General features: G+C 62.3%; 17 protein-coding genes and 1 tRNA gene. 5 read left to right on the top strand and 13 right to left on the bottom strand.

Annotated features, from left to right (window positions below; translation table 11 throughout):
• Positions 1-149: 149 nt before the first annotated feature.
• From modA to obgE, 5 genes are all read right to left on the bottom strand, one after another.
• The gene (modA, locus tag J2J99_RS21715) at positions 150-941 is read right to left on the bottom strand and encodes a molybdate ABC transporter substrate-binding protein (RefSeq protein WP_168295083.1); all 792 of its coding nucleotides are present in this window, start codon (positions 939-941) and stop codon (positions 150-152) included.
• A gap of 482 nt (positions 942-1423) precedes the next feature.
• Positions 1424-2023 (bottom strand): nicotinate-nucleotide adenylyltransferase, encoded by a 600-nt coding sequence (locus J2J99_RS21710; RefSeq protein ID WP_246735336.1) that lies wholly within the window; start codon positions 2021-2023, stop codon positions 1424-1426.
• Between the two features lie 37 nt (positions 2024-2060).
• Positions 2061-3344, bottom strand: a complete 1284-nt coding sequence (locus tag J2J99_RS21705) for a glutamate-5-semialdehyde dehydrogenase (RefSeq protein ID WP_168295081.1) — start codon at positions 3342-3344, stop codon at positions 2061-2063.
• A complete protein-coding gene (proB, locus tag J2J99_RS21700) occupies positions 3337-4506 on the bottom strand; it encodes a glutamate 5-kinase (RefSeq protein WP_168295080.1) in 1170 nt (389 codons plus the stop codon). The genes J2J99_RS21705 and proB overlap by 8 nt, the downstream gene beginning before the upstream one ends.
• Positions 4493-5587 (bottom strand): GTPase ObgE, encoded by a 1095-nt coding sequence (gene obgE, locus J2J99_RS21695; RefSeq protein ID WP_168295079.1) that lies wholly within the window; start codon positions 5585-5587, stop codon positions 4493-4495. The genes proB and obgE overlap by 14 nt, the downstream gene beginning before the upstream one ends.
• Positions 5588-5671: 84 nt before the next feature.
• On the opposite strand from obgE, the gene J2J99_RS21690 reads away from it, so the two are divergent.
• Entirely contained in the window at positions 5672-6538 is an 867-nt protein-coding gene (locus J2J99_RS21690; RefSeq protein WP_168295078.1) for an endonuclease/exonuclease/phosphatase family protein, read from the top strand.
• Positions 6539-6633: 95 nt separating this feature from the next.
• On the opposite strand, the gene J2J99_RS21685 is transcribed toward J2J99_RS21690, so the two are convergent.
• The 4 genes from J2J99_RS21685 to rplU all read right to left on the bottom strand — a co-directional run bounded on the left by J2J99_RS21685 (position 6634) and on the right by rplU (position 8620).
• Positions 6634-7221 carry a GNAT family N-acetyltransferase gene (locus tag J2J99_RS21685; protein WP_168295077.1) on the bottom strand — a complete coding sequence of 196 codons (588 nt, stop codon included), beginning with the start codon at positions 7219-7221 and terminating at the stop codon, positions 6634-6636.
• Positions 7218-7874, bottom strand: coding sequence for a GNAT family N-acetyltransferase (locus tag J2J99_RS21680; protein ID WP_038692019.1), 657 nt, complete (start codon positions 7872-7874; stop codon positions 7218-7220). The genes J2J99_RS21685 and J2J99_RS21680 overlap by 4 nt, the downstream gene beginning before the upstream one ends.
• Before the next feature lie 125 nt (positions 7875-7999).
• Positions 8000-8269, bottom strand: coding sequence for a 50S ribosomal protein L27 (gene rpmA / locus J2J99_RS21675; protein WP_004676172.1), 270 nt, complete (start codon positions 8267-8269; stop codon positions 8000-8002).
• 33 nt (positions 8270-8302) lie between these two features.
• Entirely contained in the window at positions 8303-8620 is a 318-nt protein-coding gene (gene rplU / locus J2J99_RS21670; RefSeq protein ID WP_004676173.1) for a 50S ribosomal protein L21, read from the bottom strand.
• A 305-nt stretch (positions 8621-8925) separates the two neighbouring features.
• Between rplU and J2J99_RS21665 the strand changes: the two genes are divergently transcribed.
• A tRNA-Ser gene (locus tag J2J99_RS21665) sits at positions 8926-9015 on the top strand.
• Here the strand turns inward: J2J99_RS21665 and J2J99_RS21660 are convergent.
• Positions 9016-9618, bottom strand: a complete 603-nt coding sequence (locus J2J99_RS21660) for an LmrA/YxaF family transcription factor (protein WP_246638727.1) — start codon at positions 9616-9618, stop codon at positions 9016-9018. It lies immediately after the preceding tRNA gene.
• Between the two features lie 196 nt (positions 9619-9814).
• On the opposite strand from J2J99_RS21660, the gene J2J99_RS21655 reads away from it, so the two are divergent.
• From J2J99_RS21655 to J2J99_RS21645, 3 genes are all read left to right on the top strand, one after another.
• A complete protein-coding gene (locus tag J2J99_RS21655; protein ID WP_168295075.1) occupies positions 9815-10543 on the top strand; it encodes an NIPSNAP family protein in 729 nt (242 codons plus the stop codon).
• 235 nt (positions 10544-10778) lie between these two features.
• Positions 10779-12221, top strand: coding sequence for a M81 family metallopeptidase (locus tag J2J99_RS21650; RefSeq protein ID WP_168295074.1), 1443 nt, complete (start codon positions 10779-10781; stop codon positions 12219-12221).
• Between the two features lie 482 nt (positions 12222-12703).
• Entirely contained in the window at positions 12704-14038 is a 1335-nt protein-coding gene (locus tag J2J99_RS21645; RefSeq protein WP_168295073.1) for a glucoamylase family protein, read from the top strand.
• On the opposite strand, the gene J2J99_RS21640 is transcribed toward J2J99_RS21645, so the two are convergent.
• From J2J99_RS21640 to J2J99_RS21630, 3 genes are all read right to left on the bottom strand, one after another.
• On the bottom strand, positions 14039-15076 hold the full coding sequence (locus J2J99_RS21640) for an ABC transporter ATP-binding protein (RefSeq protein WP_168295072.1): 1038 nt from the start codon (positions 15074-15076) through the stop codon (positions 14039-14041).
• Positions 15073-16740, bottom strand: coding sequence for an ABC transporter permease (locus J2J99_RS21635; RefSeq protein ID WP_168295071.1), 1668 nt, complete (start codon positions 16738-16740; stop codon positions 15073-15075). Before J2J99_RS21635 ends, J2J99_RS21640 begins: the two co-directional genes overlap by 4 nt.
• Before the next feature lie 63 nt (positions 16741-16803).
• A complete protein-coding gene (locus tag J2J99_RS21630) occupies positions 16804-17826 on the bottom strand; it encodes an iron ABC transporter substrate-binding protein (protein ID WP_168295070.1) in 1023 nt (340 codons plus the stop codon).
• Positions 17827-17862: the final 36 nt, after the last annotated feature.

Below are 17862 nucleotides of genomic sequence, written 5' to 3'. Positions count from 1 at the left end.
TTCTCGGCCTTGTGCCGAGGATCTGCTGCCCTATCAAACGGACGCAGATGCTCGGGACATACCCGAGCATGACGAAAAGGCAATAGGCCGGCCCTGTCAGCCTTCACGCTAAGTTGTCGTTGTTGATTCCGCAATCATTTCACCCTCGGTCACTTGAGAACGGTAAATCCCTGCGCCGTGAAGAAGGCGGCTGCCCTATCCGATTTCAGGAAGTCGAGATAGGCCGTTGCATCCGGGTTCTTGCTTTCAGCAAGGATGGCGACCGGATAGATGATCGGCGGGTGGGATTCGGCCGGGAAGGTGCCGACGATGGCGACACCCTTATCGGCGGTCGCGTCCGTCTGGTAGACGATGCCATAGGGCGCCTCGCCGCGGGAGACCAAGGCAAGGGCGGCGCGGACGCTTTCGGCGCCGGCGACCTTGGTTTCGACCGATTTCCAGACGCCGAGCTTGTCGAGCGCGGCCATGGCGTATTTGCCGGCCGGAACCGATTTCGGCTCACCCATGGCCAGCTTACCGTCACCAAGCAGACCGGCAAGATCGAAGCCCTGCTTGATCTCGACCGGTTTAGCCTTGTCCTTTTCGGCAACGAGCACGATCCGGTTTCCAAGCAGGTTGGTGCGGCTGTCGGCCTTGATCAGGTTTTTCTTGGCGACGTAATCCATCCAGTCGAGGTCGGCCGAGATGAAGATATCGGCCGGGGCCGCGTTTTCGATCTGTTTGGCGAGCCCGCCGCTTGCCGCATAGGAGGCGACGGCTTCCTTGCCGATCTCCTTGGTCCAAGCGGCATTGGCGGCGTCGAGCGCGTTCTTCAGGCTCGCCGCGGCAAAGACGGTCAGTTTTTCAGCGGCTGCGGCCGGTGTCGGCAGCGCTGCCGCGCCGAGCCAGAGAGCCGCGATTGCGGCGGTGGCCAGTTTCATCCATTGGCGGCGGTTCTGCATGATTCTATCCCGGCTCGAAATATCTCGACGAATATAACGATACTACGGTTTTGGCCAGGGATATATCCAGGGAAATATACCGTGCTGACTAGCGATGAGCATCCACGCTTTCATGAAGCGCATAGCTGTTCCGACAACAGGAGGTTCGGCGGTAGGCATCTGCTCGGGAAAGTCGGCGACAAACCAAAGACCTGTCGTGACGATGGAGCATTTTCATCCGCCTTGCCGATAAAATCGGCAGCAGTCGAAGCCTGTTGCCTCCAGTATTGCATTGCTGGCATTGCTGCATTGCACAAATCGATATTCACCTTTCTCGGGGATATGGTACAACACACTCATCGAAACGGCTTTCTCCTCCTCCCATAAGCCGTTCGACAGGGTCGACAACACTCCTCCTCCCAGTTGTCGATCGAGTTTATAAGCCCGACGGATCTCCTCCCCCGTCGGGCTTTCTCGTTTCTGGGATTTTCTTGAAGATCAGCCTATTTGACTGCGCCCGGCAGCGAACCGTTGCGGATTGCCGTCGAGCTCAGGCCGGAGCGCGGTCCGTGGATGAAGGTCCAGGCCGGCGCCTGCTTCTTCCAAAGGGCGCGCGCGTCATCCTCGTCGATCCGGGCGAAATCGAAGGTCCGCGTCATCTTCGAAGAGAGATAGGAGAGTGTGGCGCCCGGGCGGTCGATCACGGCGATCGGGAAAGTGCAGACGATCTCCTGCCACTTCTGCCATTTGTGGAAGGTCTGCAGGCTGTCGGCGCCCATGATCCAGATGAAATGCACATGCGGATTGCGGGCCTTGATGCGGGCCAGCGTATTGGCGGTGTAGCTGACGCCGAGCGTCTGTTCGAAAGCGGTGACCTTGATGCGCGGGTCGGCAGCCACACGCTCGCTTTCGGCAATGCGTTCGACAAGCGGTGCGAGCTGGTTGCGGCTCTTCAGCGGATTGCCCGGCGTTACCATCCACCAGAGCTGGTCGAGGCCAAGCCGCTTGATGGCGATCTCGGCAACGAGCGCGTGGCCCTGATGCGGCGGATTGAACGAACCGCCGAACAGGCCGACGACCATGCCGCGTTCGCTGTGCGGCATGCGGAGGTAGCGCCGATCCAGATTTTCCGTCGTCACGTCAAGGTCGGATCTGTCCGGCACCGCGCACCCGGTATTTGAAGGAGGTGAGCTGCTCGACGCCGACGGGGCCGCGCGCATGCATCTTGCCGGTAGCGATGCCGATCTCCGCGCCCATGCCGAACTCACCGCCATCGGCAAATTGCGTCGAGGCATTGTGCAGCAGGATCGCCGAATCGACCTCGGTGAAGAAACGCTCGACCACCGCGGGGTCCTCGGCGATCACGGCCTCGGTGTGGTTCGAGGAATATTTCTGGATATGAGCGATCGCGCCCGATATGCCGTCGACGACGGCAACAGAAATGATCGAGTCGAGATATTCGGTCGTCCAGTCCTCCTCGGTCGCCGACTTGACGCCGGGGGCGACCTTCAGCACCGTCGCGGAACCACGGATCTCGCAGCCAGCTTCGGTGAGAACCTCGAGCAGCGGCGTCAGATGCGTGCCGATCGCGGCCCCGTCGACAAGCAGGGTTTCGGCCGCGCCGCAAATGCCGGTGCGGCGCATCTTGGCATTGACGACGATCTTCTTTGCCATCTCGATATCGGCGGAGGCGTCGACATAGATGTGGCAAAGGCCTTCGAGATGGGCAAAGACCGGCACACGGGCCTCGCTTTGCACGCGGGCCACCAGGCTTTTGCCGCCACGCGGCACGATGACGTCGATCGCGCCATCCAGGCCGCGCAGCATGGCGCCGACGGCGGCGCGGTCGGTGACCGGAACAAGTTGGATAGCATGCTCTGGAAGTCCTGCCGCCTTCAGGCCGTCGACAAGGCAGGCATGGATAGCCTGCGATGAACGGCGCGAATCCGAGCCACAGCGCAGGATCACGGCATTGCCGGCCTTGAGGCAGAGGGCGCCGGCATCGGCCGTGACATTCGGCCGGCTTTCGAAGATGACGCCGATGACGCCGAGCGGCGTGCGGACACGTTCGATCTTCAGACCATTCGGCCGGTCCCAGGCGGCGATGATTTCGCCGACCGGATCGGCAAGGGCGGCGATGGCGCGAATCCCCTCGGCCATCTCGGCGATGCGCTTGTCGTTCAGCGTCAGCCGGTCGACGAAGGAGGCGAGCGTCTCGCTGCCTTCGATGTCCTTCAGGTCCTTGGCATTCTCGTCAAGAATATGGGCGCTGTTGGCCACGATTGCATCGGCCATGGCATGCAAGGCGCGGTTCTTTGCATCGGTGGAGGCAAAGCCCAACGGTCGCGCGGCAGCCTTCGCCTTGCGGCCGATGTCGTTCATCAGCACGTCAATGTCAGGGCTTAGCGCAACAGTATCAAGCATGGGCCGCGTCCTTTTTCTGCCTTTCCGATTTCTGTCTGAGCTGTGCGCTCATTACCATGTCGTCGCGATGGACCATGGCGGCGCGTCCGGCATAGCCGAGGATGGCCTCGATCTCGGCCGACTTGCGGCCGGCGATCCGACGGGCGTCCTCGGCATCGTAGCTGGCAAGCCCGCGGGCGATCTCGCGACCTTCGGGGCCGACGATCGCCACGGTATCGCCACGGCTGAAGAGGCCGGAAACGCTGCGCACGCCGGCCGGAAGCAGGCTCTTGCCGGCGCCGAGCGCGGTGACGGCGCCGTCATCGACATGCAGTTCGCCGGCCGGCTGCAACTGTCCGGCGATCCAGATCTTGCGGGCGGTCACCGGCGTGCCCGACGGGGCGAACCAGGAGGAGCGGGCGCCGTTTTCGATTGCCGACAGCGGGCCGTCGGTCTTGCCGGAGGCGATGATCATGGCGCAGCCCGATGTCGTGGCGATCTTGCCGGCATCGATCTTGGTGCGCATGCCGCCGCGTGAAAGCTCGGAAGCCGCACCGCCGGCCATCGCTTCGATGTCAGGGGTGATTTCGGCGATCGTCTCCAGGAAGGTCGCATTCGGATCGAGGTGCGGCGGCGCAGTATAAAGGCCGTCGATGTCGGAGAGAAGAATGAGCAGATCGGCGCCGGTCATCGTCGCGACGCGGGCGGCCAGGCGATCATTGTCACCATAGCGGATTTCGCTGGTCGCGACCGTGTCGTTTTCGTTGATGATCGGCACGGCGCCGATTTTCAAAAGCTGGTTGATGGTGGCGCGCGCGTTGAGATAGCGGCGGCGCTCTTCGGTATCGCCGAGAGTCAGCAGGATCTGGCCGGCGACGATCTCGTCACGCGACAGGCTTTCCGACCAGGCGCGCGCGAGCGCGATCTGGCCGACGGCGGCGGCCGCCTGGCTCTCCTCGAGCTTCAGCGCGCCGGAGGGCAGGTCGAGCACCGAGCGGCCGAGCGCGATCGCGCCCGAGGAAACGACGAGCACATCGGTCCCCTTGGCCTTCAGCCCCGCAATGTCGGCGCACATGGCGTCGAGCCAGGCCTTTTTCAGCCCGGCCTTGCGGTCGACGAGGAGGGCCGAGCCGATCTTGATGACGATGCGGCGGTAGCGGCCAAGCGGCTTACGGCTGGTCATCGGCCTCATCCTCGCCCTGACCCTCGTCCTCATCGCTGACGACCATGTCACGATGCCTGAGCTTCGGCACCTTGGCCGGCTTATCCTCGGCATTTTCTTCGACAATGATGTCGCGCAGTGCCCGCAGGACCTCAGTCATACCCTTGCCGGTGACGGCTGAAATCTGGAACGGCGTCTTGCCGCAGGCCTTGCCCAGCTCTTTCGTCTTCTTTTTCAGTTCGGCATCGTCGAGCACGTCGATCTGCGACAGTGCGACGATCTCCGGCTTGTCGGTGAGATCGTTGCCGTAGGCTTCGAGCTCGTGCTTGACCGTCTTGTAGGCTTTGCCGACCTTTTCTTCCTGGGCGGAGACGAGATGGAGCAGCACGCGCGTGCGCTCGACATGGCCGAGGAAGCGGTCGCCGATGCCGACGCCTTCATGGGCGCCTTCGATCAGGCCGGGAATGTCGGCCAGAATGAATTCCCGTTCGTCGATGGTGGCGACGCCAAGATTGGGATGCAGCGTGGTGAAGGGATAGTTGGCGATTTTCGGCCGGGCGCGGGTGACGGATGCCAGGAAGGTCGACTTGCCGGCATTGGGCAGGCCGACCAGGCCGGCATCGGCAATCAGCTTCAGGCGCAGCCAGATGGTCTTTTCCTCGCCGGGCAGGCCGGGATTGGCCCAATCCGGCGCCTGATTGGTGGAGGTCTTGAAATGGGCGTTGCCGAAGCCGCCATTGCCGCCATGGGCGAGGCAGTAACGCTGGCCTTCGACGGTGAGGTCGCAGATCAGCGTTTCCCGATCTTCCTCGAAGATCTGCGTGCCGACGGGGACCTTGAGCGTCACGTCGCTGCCGTTGGCGCCGGTACGGTTCCTACCCATGCCATGGGTGCCGATCGTCGCCTTGAAATGCTGCTGATAGCGGAAATCGATCAGCGTATTGAGGCCGTTGACGGCTTCCACCCAGACGTCGCCGCCGCGTCCGCCGTCACCGCCATCGGGGCCGCCGAACTCGATGAATTTCTCGCGCCGGAAGGAGACGCTGCCCGCGCCGCCGTCTCCGGATCGGATATAGACCTTTGCTTCGTCGAGAAATTTCATTTTAGTTCCAGTATCCGGTGGCAGTTGGACGGCCCGTCTTGGCCCATTCGATATAGGCGGTTCCGACGGAGGTCAAAGATTATCGTGAATTTTGCGAGCTATAACATACAGTACGGCTTCGGTCTCGACGGCAGATACGATCTCCCGCGCATTGCCCGGAGCCTCGAAGGTGCCGACGTCATCGCGCTGCAGGAGGTGACCCGCGGCTTCTCGCGCAACGGTTTTGCCGACATGGTCGCCGATATTGCAGCCCTCTTTCCCGACTATTTCTGGGTCTATGGCCCGGCCTGTGACATGCATGTCGAGCCTGATCAAGGCACGCCTGCGCCGGCCCCCGGCACGCGCTTTCAGTTCGGCAATATGGTGTTGTCGCGCTGGCCGATCGCCTCGACCCGGACGCTGCTCCTGCCGCGCAGCCGCACGCTCAGCAAGATCAACCCGCAGCGCGGCGCGACCGAGGCGGTCATCACAATGCCCGGGGGCGCGTTCCGCGTCTACTCCGTCCATCTCGACCACGTCTCTCCCGACGAACGCATCCGCCAGCTGCAATTTTTGCACGCGCATATCAACGCTTTCGTCCAGGAGGGCGGGTCGCTGACGGGGGCGGCCGAATTCGACCTGCCGGAGCCGCCGTTGCCGGAGGATTACGTCATTCTGGGCGACTTCAACATGGAGCCGGAATCGCCGGAATATTGCGCGCTTGCCGGCGCTGCCGGCGGTTATTACGGCCGGGTCGCCCGGATCGGCACGCCGGTGGACGCCTTTGCGGCGCTCGAAACCTACCGCCCCGATAGCTACAGCTGGATGGATCCAGAGGACCACGGCAAACGCATGCATCTCGATTATTGCTTCGTCAGTTGCGGCCTCGTGAGCCGGTTGAAATCTGCCCGGATCGATACGCAATCCGTCGGCTCCGATCATTTCCCGCTCTGGGTCGAGATCGGCGATTGACGAGGCGCCGCCGGTGGCGGCGTCTCCATTTCTCGATTTGTATGAGAGCATCATGTTGTCCGAAAGCCGCTCACACTTTTCGGCATCATGCTCCGTCAGGCCACCTTCCGCGATGGCAGCATGCCCGGCTGCAGTACGGTTTCGATGTGCGACACCATGGTATTGCGGGCGAAACAATAGATTTCGCCGCAACCCGTCATGCGGAAACCCAGCTTCTCCTGCAGACGCAGCGACGCCGGATTGTCGGCGAAGACGCCCGAATGGATCGGCGTCTCCGGCATGCGGCGCGAGAAGCGCTCGATGATCGCCGCCACCGCCTCGCTCATATAGCCGCGCCGCCAGTAGTAGCGGTTCAGCCAGTAGCCGAGGTGCCAGCGGCCGTGGCGCAGCTCGATCGAGACGTTGCCGATATGGACATCATCCTGACCGGTGATCGCCAAGGGCCAGTCGGGCAGGGTCCCCGAAGTGACCGGGATCAGCCAGTCCAGCGCATCCTGCCGGTCGAAGGGCGCGGGAACGCGGGACAACATGCGCGTGACCGCGAAATCGGAAAGCGATTCCGCGATCGCCGGCGCATCGCTCAGCCTGTGGGGGCGGAGCGTCAGCCGTGATGTCGAGATGACAGGCGCGGGGCCGGGCATCATCGACTTCAATTCCGGCCTCTGCAGCGCGGTCGTGCTCATGCGATGTTCCCCCAGCTTCTCAGCGACATCCAGGTCTTGCGGTCGAGCCTGTACCATTCCACAGGCACGTTGCTGCCGAGCGCCAGCGAGGCGGCAAGCCCCGAACCCTGGAACTGGAAGCCGCACTTCTGGATGACGCGCCGCGAGGCGACGTTCATGACCCGGCAGCGGGCGTCGATCTGGTCGACGTCCTGACGGGTCCTGAACACCATATCGACCAGGGCATGGCAGGCTTCGGTCGTATAACCCTGGTTCCAATAGGGCTCGCCCAGCCAGTAGCCGATCTCGACGGTCTTGCCGTCGGTGTGCGGTTCCACGCCGCAGCAGCCGATAAAGGCGCCGTTTTCGGCTTTGGTGATGGCATAGACGCACTTACCAATCTCGCCATTTCGCGTACGCCAAACAAAGTCGGCGGCATCATTGGCGGTATAGGGGTGCGGCATACGCGATACCATGGTGGCGACTTTGGCGTTGTTGGCGAGATGGGCAAGGGCGTCGATGTCTTCTTCGTGGGGCGCGCGCATGACGAGCCTTTCCGATAACAAGACAGGGCAATCGGTCCTTAACCGCTCCGGCCTCAGCCGTTCTATGGGAGACCGCTGGTCTTCCCGGGGAGACCGTGATTGGTCTGCCCTCAACAATTCGCCTTGCATGTTCAGTCCTCCTGTTTGGACAAAGAAAAAGGGGAGATGGCGCCCCATCTCCCCTGTTTTCTGGACTGAACCTGGTACGGCCAGCCGGGTCGATGAGACGCCGGCTGTTTTTGAGCGCTACCGGCTTATTCCGCTGCTTCCGCTTTCGGCATGACAGACACGTAGACGCGACCGTTGGCCTTCGTTCGGTAGTCCACATTGCCGGCGGTAAGTGCAAAGATCGTGTGATCCTTGCCGAGGCCGACGTTGGAACCGGGATGCCACTGCGTACCGCGCTGACGCACGATGATGTTGCCTGCGATGACGGCTTCGCCGCCGAACTTCTTCACGCCAAGGCGCTTGGATTCGGAATCGCGACCGTTGCGCGAGGAACCGCCAGCTTTTTTGTGTGCCATTGGAGTTCTCCTTTAAACCTAGTCCCGTTGATCTTACTTGGCAGCCACGATGTCCGTGATACGGACGACCGTGTGATGCTGACGATGGCCGCGCGAACGCTTCGAATTCTGACGGCGGCGCTTCTTGAAGGCGATGACCTTCTTGCCGCGGTTCTGTTCGACGACTTCTGCCTTGACAGAGGCGCCGGTGACGAAGGGCGCACCGATCGCAGCGTCGGCGCCTTCGCCGATCACGAGCACTTCGGTGAATTCAATGGAGTCGCCTGCGGCAGCTTCGAGCTTCTCGATGGTCAGCACGTCATTGGCTGCCACTCGGTACTGTTTACCGCCGGTCTTGATGACTGCGAACATTTTTTATCCTTTCATGTTCGTTCCGGCGCTCCCCGCTAACGAAGCAGGTGGCCGTCTTTTTATCAGTCTCGGTTAAGCAGGGATTTCAGGGGACTAGCCCGGAACTCTGGTCTGCCGGTGAAACCCCGCGCGAGCGCGAGGCGGGCAAGGGGCGGATTACTCCACTCCTATTGCGGATGCGGGATACGCGAGTGACAGAAAGGTGTCAAGGCAAAAGGATGGAAAAGCTTGAGATTTCGGCTTGCCAACCTGTCATATGCTCGTTATGAGAACGCCCGCGCCGAACAAGCGCCGACCAAGACTGCGGAGAGGTGGCAGAGTGGTCGAATGCACCGCACTCGAAATGCGGCATACCTGCAAGGGTATCGTGGGTTCAAATCCCACCCTCTCCGCCATTATTTAAATTGCTCATGCCGGCTCACAGGTTCCGATTCTTCAGGGGAACCGGCATGCGGTTTTTTGCGTCTCTGCGAAATCATTGTCGGGCAGGGGCGGCGGTATTTTGCCGCCAGCAGCGCCGCCAGTTCGGTGCGGCAGTCGTTGAGCGGGCCGACATCCTGGCGCGCCCTGGCCATCGCCATGGCGCCGGAGTAGGCGGCAATGACCAGCGTTGCGGTTTTCTGCGGATCGAGGTCTTGGGCGCGCTTCGCCTTCACATCCGCTTTGAAGCTTGCAGACAGCGCTTCGTGCCAGGCTCCGAAGACGGCGCTGACAAGCTCGCGCATCTCCGCGTCATGCGCGGAGACTTCCATTGCGATGTTGTTGAGCGGGCAGCCGGAAACCCGGTCCCTTTGCGTCAATTCGGCAATGATGTCTTTAAAAATCAGATCGATGGCGGCCCACGTGTCCTCATATGCGCGCAACGGTTCAATCCAGGTTTGCCGAACCGCGTCGGCGACGCGATCGCGGATGACCGCAAGGCCAAGGTCACGCTTCACAGGGAAATGATGGGCCATTGCACCGCCGGACACGGAAGCTTTTTCGCGCAGTTCCAGCATGCCGGTCGCAAGATAACCCTGCGTGACAAAGGCGTCATAGGCGGCATCGACGATTCGGCGGCGCACGCCTTTGGGGTCGTTGGTTCTTTTGTTTTCGCTCATGGCATCTCAGATCAACCAACCCAACATAGCAGCTTGACAAAACAGGTCAATTGTCCCGTTATAAAAACAGGACGATCGACCTGTCAGGAAAACCATGAACCCGCACGCCATCTTCGAACTTCGCCGCTATCGCCTTCTTCCCGGGCGCCGCGAGGCGCTGATTCGTCTGTTTGACAGCGAATTTATTGAACCCCAGGAGACGCTCGGCATGCGCATCGCAGGCGAGTTCCATGATCTCGACGATCCCGATTGTTTCGTGTGGGTTCGTTCATTCGAGGATATGGACGCCAGGACGGAGGCGCTTGCATCCTTCTATGGCGGCCCGGCCTGGAAAGAACACGGGGCCGCGGCGAACGCGACGATGCTCAATTCCGACAATGTCCTGCTGCTCAAGCCGGTGGCGGGTGTTCTGCCTTTTGCGCACAATCTGCCGAGGGATAAGGAGGCGGAGCGCGCCGGAGCGCAAGGGTTGGTCGTCGTGAATATCTGTTCGCTGGCGCCCGGTTCGGAAGAAGATTTCTCCGGGTTCTTCCGCGACAATGCGCTCCCGGCGATGCTGGGCGCCGGTGCGCGTATCGACGCGCTGTTCATGACCGAGCGACGCAGCAACGGCTTCCCGCGGCTGCCGGTTCGCGAGGGAGAAACGGTGTTCGTCTGGTTCGAATGTCATCCGGATCAAGACGCTGCGGCCGCTTATCAGGGCCGACTGCGGCAGAATCCGATTTGGACAGCCGAGATTTATCCGCGGATGGACAGCCAGTGCTGGCGCCGGATCGATGTCGCACGGCTGACGCCGACGTCGCGGTCGCTTTGCCGGTGGTGAGCGACTTTACCCGCCCGGTGACCCATGGCGCCCTCCGGAGAAGCTTCCGTAAGGTCAATCCGGTCCTGGATCCCGGCTGAGACTCGAATGAATTTCGTCATTTATTGCGGTTGATTGGCTCGTTTTGCGAACTATCATCAGGATCGGAGAGCGGCGGCGCGACCGCCGAATCGCCGCTCTCAGTTCACCGTCACCCCTGTTTTCCTGATTGCTCCCATATCAACCGAGGTCTCTCATGCGCATCGCCGTCGGTGGCATTCATATCGAGTGCAGCACATACAATCCCGTTTTGAACGAGGAGAGGGATTTTCGCGTGTTGCACGGCGAGGGCCTGCTGGAGTCGCCCTACTTTGCCTTCCTCAGAGACTATGACGCGGAATTCCTGCCGACGATCCATGCCCGCGCCATTGCCGGCGGGCCGGTTTCGCGTGCCACCTATGAGGCGTTCAAGCGCGAATTTCTCGAGCGGCTGAAACCGCTGCTGCCGCTCGACGGGCTCTATCTTGCCATGCACGGCGCCATGTATGTGGACGGCATGGAAGATGCCGAGGGTGACTGGATCGGTGCGGCGCGCGCGCTGGTCGGCGAGGATTGCACGGTTTCGGCAAGCTACGACCTGCACGGCAACGTCACCCAACGCATCATCGATGCGCTCGACATCTATTCGACCTATCGCACGGCGCCGCATATCGATGTCGAGGAGACAATGCGCCGATCGGTCTCCATGCTGGTGAAAAGCCTGAAAACAGGGGTAAGACCGCTTGTTCTCTGGGCGCCGATCCCGGTCGTGCTGCCCGGCGAGCGGACCAGCACCGTCGATGAGCCGGCTAAGAGCCTCTATGCCATGTTGCCTGACATCGACGCGATCGACGGCGTCTGGGATGCATCGCTGATGGTCGGCTACGTCTGGGCCGATGAGCCGCGTGCTACGGCCGCCGCCATCATGACCGGTACCGATCCCGACGTGCTCGAGCGTGAGGCCAAGCGCCTTGCCCAGGCCTATTGGGATGCACGCGAGGACTTTGTCTTCGGTTGCGAGACGGGCTCCGTTGAAGAATGCGTCGCGAGAGCCATCGCCAGCCCGACGGCTCCTGTCGTGCTCGCCGAATCCGGCGACAACCCGACCGGCGGCGGCGTCGGCGATCGAGCCGACGTCCTGGCCGAGTTGATTTCCAGAAACGCCACCGGTGTCGTCTTTGCCGGTATTGCCGATCGCCAAGCGACCGAGGCCTGTTACGCTGCCGGGGTGGGTCGCGAGCTGGAACTCAGCGTCGGCGCTTCGCTCGATACCCGAGGCAGCAAGCCGGTCATTGCCCGTTTCATCGTCAAGTTCCTGCACGAAACGCTTGATCCTTCAGACCGTCAGGCGGTGGTCTCGCTCGGTGGCATCGATCTCGTGCTGTCGGCCAAGCGGCGGCCCTATCACCATATCGCCGACTTGACCCGGCTCGGGCTCGACCCGCATGCGGCCAAAATCATCGTCGTCAAATCGGGTTATCTGTCGCCGGAACTGGCGATGATCGCCAATCCGAACCTGATGGCGCTGTCGGAGGGCGTCGTCGATCAGTTCGTCGAGCGCCTGCCGCGGCTGCGCAAACAGCATCCAACCTATCCTTTCGAAAGGGATTTTACCTTCGAGCCGCAGGTCTTCCTCTCTGCGCGGTCACCTCAGGCCTAAGGTCTCACCGAGCCACCGAGAGAAGATTTCCCAAAAGGGATGTTCGGGATGGCGGGATTTACGGCCTGACCTGAAATTCTCGGCACTTCGGCTATGCTGATGCTGCGCGACTACGGCACGATGAGCGTATGCGAGGGTCTGCGCCGGCGATCTTTACGTTGAGTATACGTTGCTGCCGCACGTCTCCGCGACCACGAGGCCTGGGCATGTGGGCCGATGCGATCGGTCATAGGCGGCCGCCTTGCAGGGTGGCGCGAGGTGACAAGTACTGTAAGAGATAAGCTGTGCCGCGGCGGCGCGAGCGCCCCTCTTTTGCTGCACCGCTTATATGACTTATGCTAGATATTATTTCACCGATAATTGTTAACGACCGATACCCGCCGTTTGTGTTCTCTTATCCTTGCGAATCAAAAGGGTTTGATTTGCCCGGGGACGGCCACCATGATCAAGCATGGGGCGATGCAACAGTTGGGTAGGAGCCTATGCTGCAACGGATTGAAGACATTGATGCAGCCCTGGTCGACAGGCTGCAGCATTCGGCATTCAAGTATTTCCTGAAATATTCCAATCCCGAGAATGGCCTGGTGGCCGATACCTCGATCGGCGGCGTGCCGGCGAGCATCGCGGCTGTCGGCTTTGCCCTTTCCTCCTATCCCGTTGCTGTCGAACGTTGCTGGATCACCCGCAAGGAAGCGGCCGAAAGAACGGTCAATACGCTGCGTTTCTTTGCTGAGGCACGCCAAGGCGAGGAGCGTCATGCGACCGGCCACCGCGGCTTCTTCTACCATTTCCTGCACATGGATACCGGCAACCGCGCCTGGAACAGCGAGCTTTCGACCATCGACACCGCGCTGCTCATCGCCGGCGTCCTGACCTCAGCGCAATATTTCGATCGTGAAGACAACGAGACGGAGACCGAAATCCGGGAACTCGCGACCTTCATCTACGAACGCGTCGACTGGCGCTGGGCGCTGAACAAGGGCGATACCATCTCCATGGGGTGGAAGCCTTCATCCGGCTTCCTGCGCTGGCGCTATCACGGCTTCGATGAGGCGATCATCCTTTATGCCCTGGCGCTCGCCTCGCCGACGCATCCTATCCCGCAATCCTGCTACGACACCTTCACGTCGAGCTATTCCTGGATGATGCACGGTGAACAGCCCTATCTCTACGCTGGCCCGCTCTTCATCCATCTTTTCTCGCATGCCTGGATCGATTTCCGCGGCATTCAGGACAAGCCGATGGCAGAGCGAAACTGGGATTATTTCCGCAACACCCAGGTCGTCATCAATGTCCAGCGGGATTACGCCGAGCGCAATCCCGGCCAGTTTGTCGGCTATAACAGGAATATCTGGGGCTTCTCCGCCTGCGACGGCCCGCCGCCGACACGGCGCATGCGCGGTGGCCGCCAGCCGAAGGTTCTGGGTTATGCCGCGCGCGGCGCGCCGCTCGGTCCCGATGACGGGACGATTGCGCCCTGGGCGGCGCTCGCCTGCCTGCCCTATGACCGGCAGGCGGCTCTCGACGGCACCAAGGCGCTTCTGACCAGCTATCCGAACCTGCTCTTGGAAGGCGGCTTTCCCGGCGGCTTCAATCCGACGGTCAAGACCAAGCGGCCGGAGGGCTGGGTCGACGACCGCACTGTCGGCATCGACCAGGGTCTTGTCGTCATGACCCTCGAAAATGCGCGCTCCGACTTCATCTGGAGACTGATGCGGCAGTCGCCGGTCATCCGCCTCGGACTCGAGCGCGCCGGTTTTGCCGGCGGCTGGCTCGAAGGCATCGAGCCGGAAGAGCTGATACGCAAGGTCGGCTGATTACCGTTCGAAGACGTGCGCCTTGCCAGATATATCGAGGCGAACGAGATCGCCGCGCGCCGGCAGCGCGACGCTTGAGGTCTTGATCCGGATCGGCGGCAGGGCGACGCCGTCAAGCGAAACGGCAACGGTGCAGACCGCGCCGCCGAATTCCACCTCGACGACACGTCCGCCATGATCGCGATCGCTTTCATCGGCAATGACACGGATCTGTTCGGGCCGCAGCATGATCTCCGCCTTGCCCTGCCGGCTGTCGTCGACGGCGACGTGGCCGAGGGCGCAGTCGGCCAGACCGTTCCGGATGATGGCGGGCAGCAAGACGGCATCGCCGAGGAACAGCGCCGTCTCGCGATCCTTGGGATGCAGATACAATGATTGCGGCGATCCGGCCTGGATCAGCCGCCCTTCCCTCAAGACCGCCACCTGATCGGCAAAGCTCAGCGCCTCTTCCTGATCATGCGTCACCAGAACGGCGGTAATGCCGGCCGCCTGCAGCACGCGCGCCACCACCTTGCGCATGTTTTCACGCAGGCCGGTATCGAGCGCCGAGAATGGCTCGTCGAGCAGCATCAGCCGCGGCTTGCGGCCGAGCGCGCGGGCGAGCGCCACGCGCTGCTGCTGGCCGCCGGAAAGCTGGTGCGGGCGCCGCGCCAGCATGCCACGATCGAGCTCGACCATATCGAGCAGATCGACGATGCGCTTCTCGCGATCCACCGCCCCTTTCTCGAAACCGAAACCGATATTTTCGGCGACGCTCAGATGCGGAAACAGCGCTCCGTCCTGCGAAACGATGCCGATGCCGCGCTTATGGGCCGGCACTGCGGCCGGACCGTCCGCCAGCACGTCGCCATCCAGGGTCACCCTGCCGGCGTCGGCCTGCTCGAAGCCGGCAATGATACGCAGCAGCGTCGTTTTGCCCGAACCGGACGGCCCGACGACGGCGGTGCGGCTGCCCGCCTGTACTTCGAGCGAAATATCCTTCAGCGCCTGGACCGGGCCGTAACACTTGCTGATGTTTTCGATCGTAAGCAGCGTCATTGGCCAGCGGTCCGTTTCGATTGCGTATAGAGCGTGAGGGTGAGCGGCAATGACAGCACGATCATCATGAAGGCGTAGGGGGCGGCAGAGACATAATCGATTTCGCTGGTCAGCGACCAGAATTTCGTCGCCAGCGTATCGACGCCATTGGGCGCAAGCATCAGCGTCGCCGTGAGTTCATTGGTGATGCCGAGTGCGGCGAGCGCCACGCTGGCGGCGGCTCCGGGCGCGGCAAGCCGCATGGTGATCTGCCGCACCGCCTGGCCGGGGGTGCGGCCGAGGCCCATCGCGGCGCGCTCCAACTCCACCGGCGCCTGGGCGATGCTGGTGCGCAGCCCGACCATGGCGCGCGGCAGAAAAAGCATCACATAGGCGACGAGCAGGGTTGCGAAAGTCTGATAGAGCGGCAGCATCAGGCGCACGGTGATCGTCACCAGCGCCAGCGCCACGACGACACCCGGCAGCGACCCGACATAATAGTGGCAGGCTTCGAGCAGCCGCTGCAAGCGGCCGGGTGCGCGCACGGACAGCCACGCCATCGGGGCCGCGGCAACCGTCGCCAGCACGCCGCCGGCAAGGGCGAGCACGATCGTCTGCACGAAGGCGCTGGCGACCTCGATACGCCAGATCTCGCTGCCGCCGAGATAGAGCCAGCGGCCAAGCGTCACAAGCGGCACGCCGAGGGTCAGCACCGCCAGGACGACGGGCAGCGAGATGGCCGGCACCATGAACCAGCCGAGACGCCGGCGGTCGGCCGGACGCGGCGAGCCGGCGCCGACGCGGGCATAACGTTCGTTGCCGCGCAGCAGCACTTCGAGGCCAAGCAGGAAAAGACAGCAGGCGACGAGCACGCCGCCGAGCATATTGGAGGCCGGGCTGTTGTAGGAAGACTGGAACTGGTCGACGATCGCCGTCGCGAACGTGTCGAAGCGGATCATGACGAACAGGCCGTATTCCGAAAGCAGGTGCAGCGCGATCAGCAGCGAGCCGCCGCAGATGGCGAATCTCAGTTGCGGCAGGACGGCGCGGAAGAACACACGCCAGGGATTGAGGCCGAGCGAGGCCGCTGCATCTTCGATCGCCGGATCCAGACGGCGCAAGGCTGCGGCGACCGGCAGATAGAGGAAGGGGTAATAGGCGATCACCGAAACGAAGACGCCGCTCTGCAGGCCGCGCATGCCGGGAATGAGGCTGACCCAGGCATAGCTGTGCACGAAGGCCGGCACGGCGAGCGGCGCGATGGCGAGCCAGGCCCACAGCCTGGCGAAAGGAACATCCGTCCGCTCGGTCAGCCAGGCAAGCGTCACGGCCAGCGCGATCGACAGCGGAACGGTGATCGACTCCAAGAGAACCGTGTTGATGAGGAGGTCGCCGACCCGCGCCCGGAAGACGAGCGCCTTCACGGTTTCCCAGCCGACATCATAGGTGATCCAGCCGATGAAGCCGAGCGGCACGAGACTGAATAGAGCGACCGCCGTTGCAAGGAGAACGACGGACGCGTGCGGCATGCGCCCGCGCGGCAAAACCATTCGCATGGTCCCCGGCGCGGCCGGCGCCTCGGTACCGGATGCGAGCAATCTGTTGTCCTGCAGCAAGGCCGATGCCTTCACACGCTGAAAAAGGAAGGCAACCGCCTTTAAAGGGCGGTTGCCGGATTTCGTCATGCCCTAAGGTTTTCTTGAGCCAAAAGCAATAGTTTTGGCTGCTGCAAGCCTGCGGCAGAAGTGTCAGATCAGGCCGGCGGCCGTCATCAGCTCCACGACCTTCTTGCTGTCCAGCGTCGAAGCCTCGACTTTCGGCGCGTTGAGATCGGCGAGCGGCGTCAGCTTGTCGCTGGAGGCTGCGTCCTTGCCGATGGCATATTCATAGGACGTGCCGTCCTTCAGAACCGCCTGGCCGGCCTTGCCGGTGATGAACTTCAGGAAGGCCTGGGCTTCCTTCATATGCTGGGTGGACTTCAGGACGCCGCCGCCCGAGACGCTGACGAAAGCGCCCGGATCCTGGTTCTTGAAGTAGTGCAGGCCGACATTCTTGCTGTTCTCTCCTGTTTTGGCCTGATCGCCGAACCAGTAATAGTGGTAGATGATTGCGCCTTCGACTTCGCCTGCATTGACCGCCTTCATGGCAACGCTGTTGCCCTTGTAGGGGGTGGCGTTGTCCTTGAGGCCGTTCAGCCATGTCTTGGTGGCGTCTTCGCCCTTGAGCTGCAGCAGCGCTGCGACGATGGCCTGGAAATCGGCGCCGGCGGGCGCCGCACCCCAGCGGCCCTTCCAGGCGGGATCGGCGAGGTCGAGCATAGACTTCGGCAGCTTGTCCTCGGTAAGCTTCGTCTTGTCATAGGCAAAGACGGTGGTGCGGGCGGCAATACCGGTCCACATGCCGTCGGCCGGGCGGTACTGATCGGGAACCTGATCAAGCGTATCCTTCTCGACCGGGGCGAAGAGGCCCGCGCCGTCGACCAGCGTCATCGCCGGCGAATTCTCCGTCAGGAAGACGTCGGCCGGAGAGGCATCGCCCTCCTGGATGAGCTGGTTGGCGAACTGCATGTCGCTGCCCTGGCGCACGGTCACCTTGATGCCGGTCTCCTTGGTGAAGGCATCGATCCACTGGCGGCCCAGGCTTTCGTGCTGGGCATTGTAGACGACGAGGCCTTCATCCTGCGCACTGGCGCTGCCGGCCAGCGTCGTGGCGGAGAGAAGCGAAGCGGCAAGCGCCAGCAGGTGGGAGAAACGGTTAAGAGCAATAGTCAAGCTGACCTCCATGGCAATGTCACCCGGGCTTCCCGA

The organism is Rhizobium binae (assembly GCF_017357225.1).
Classification (GTDB): domain Bacteria; phylum Pseudomonadota; class Alphaproteobacteria; order Rhizobiales; family Rhizobiaceae; genus Rhizobium; species Rhizobium binae.
This window is presented reverse-complemented; position numbering and strand designations above follow the sequence as displayed.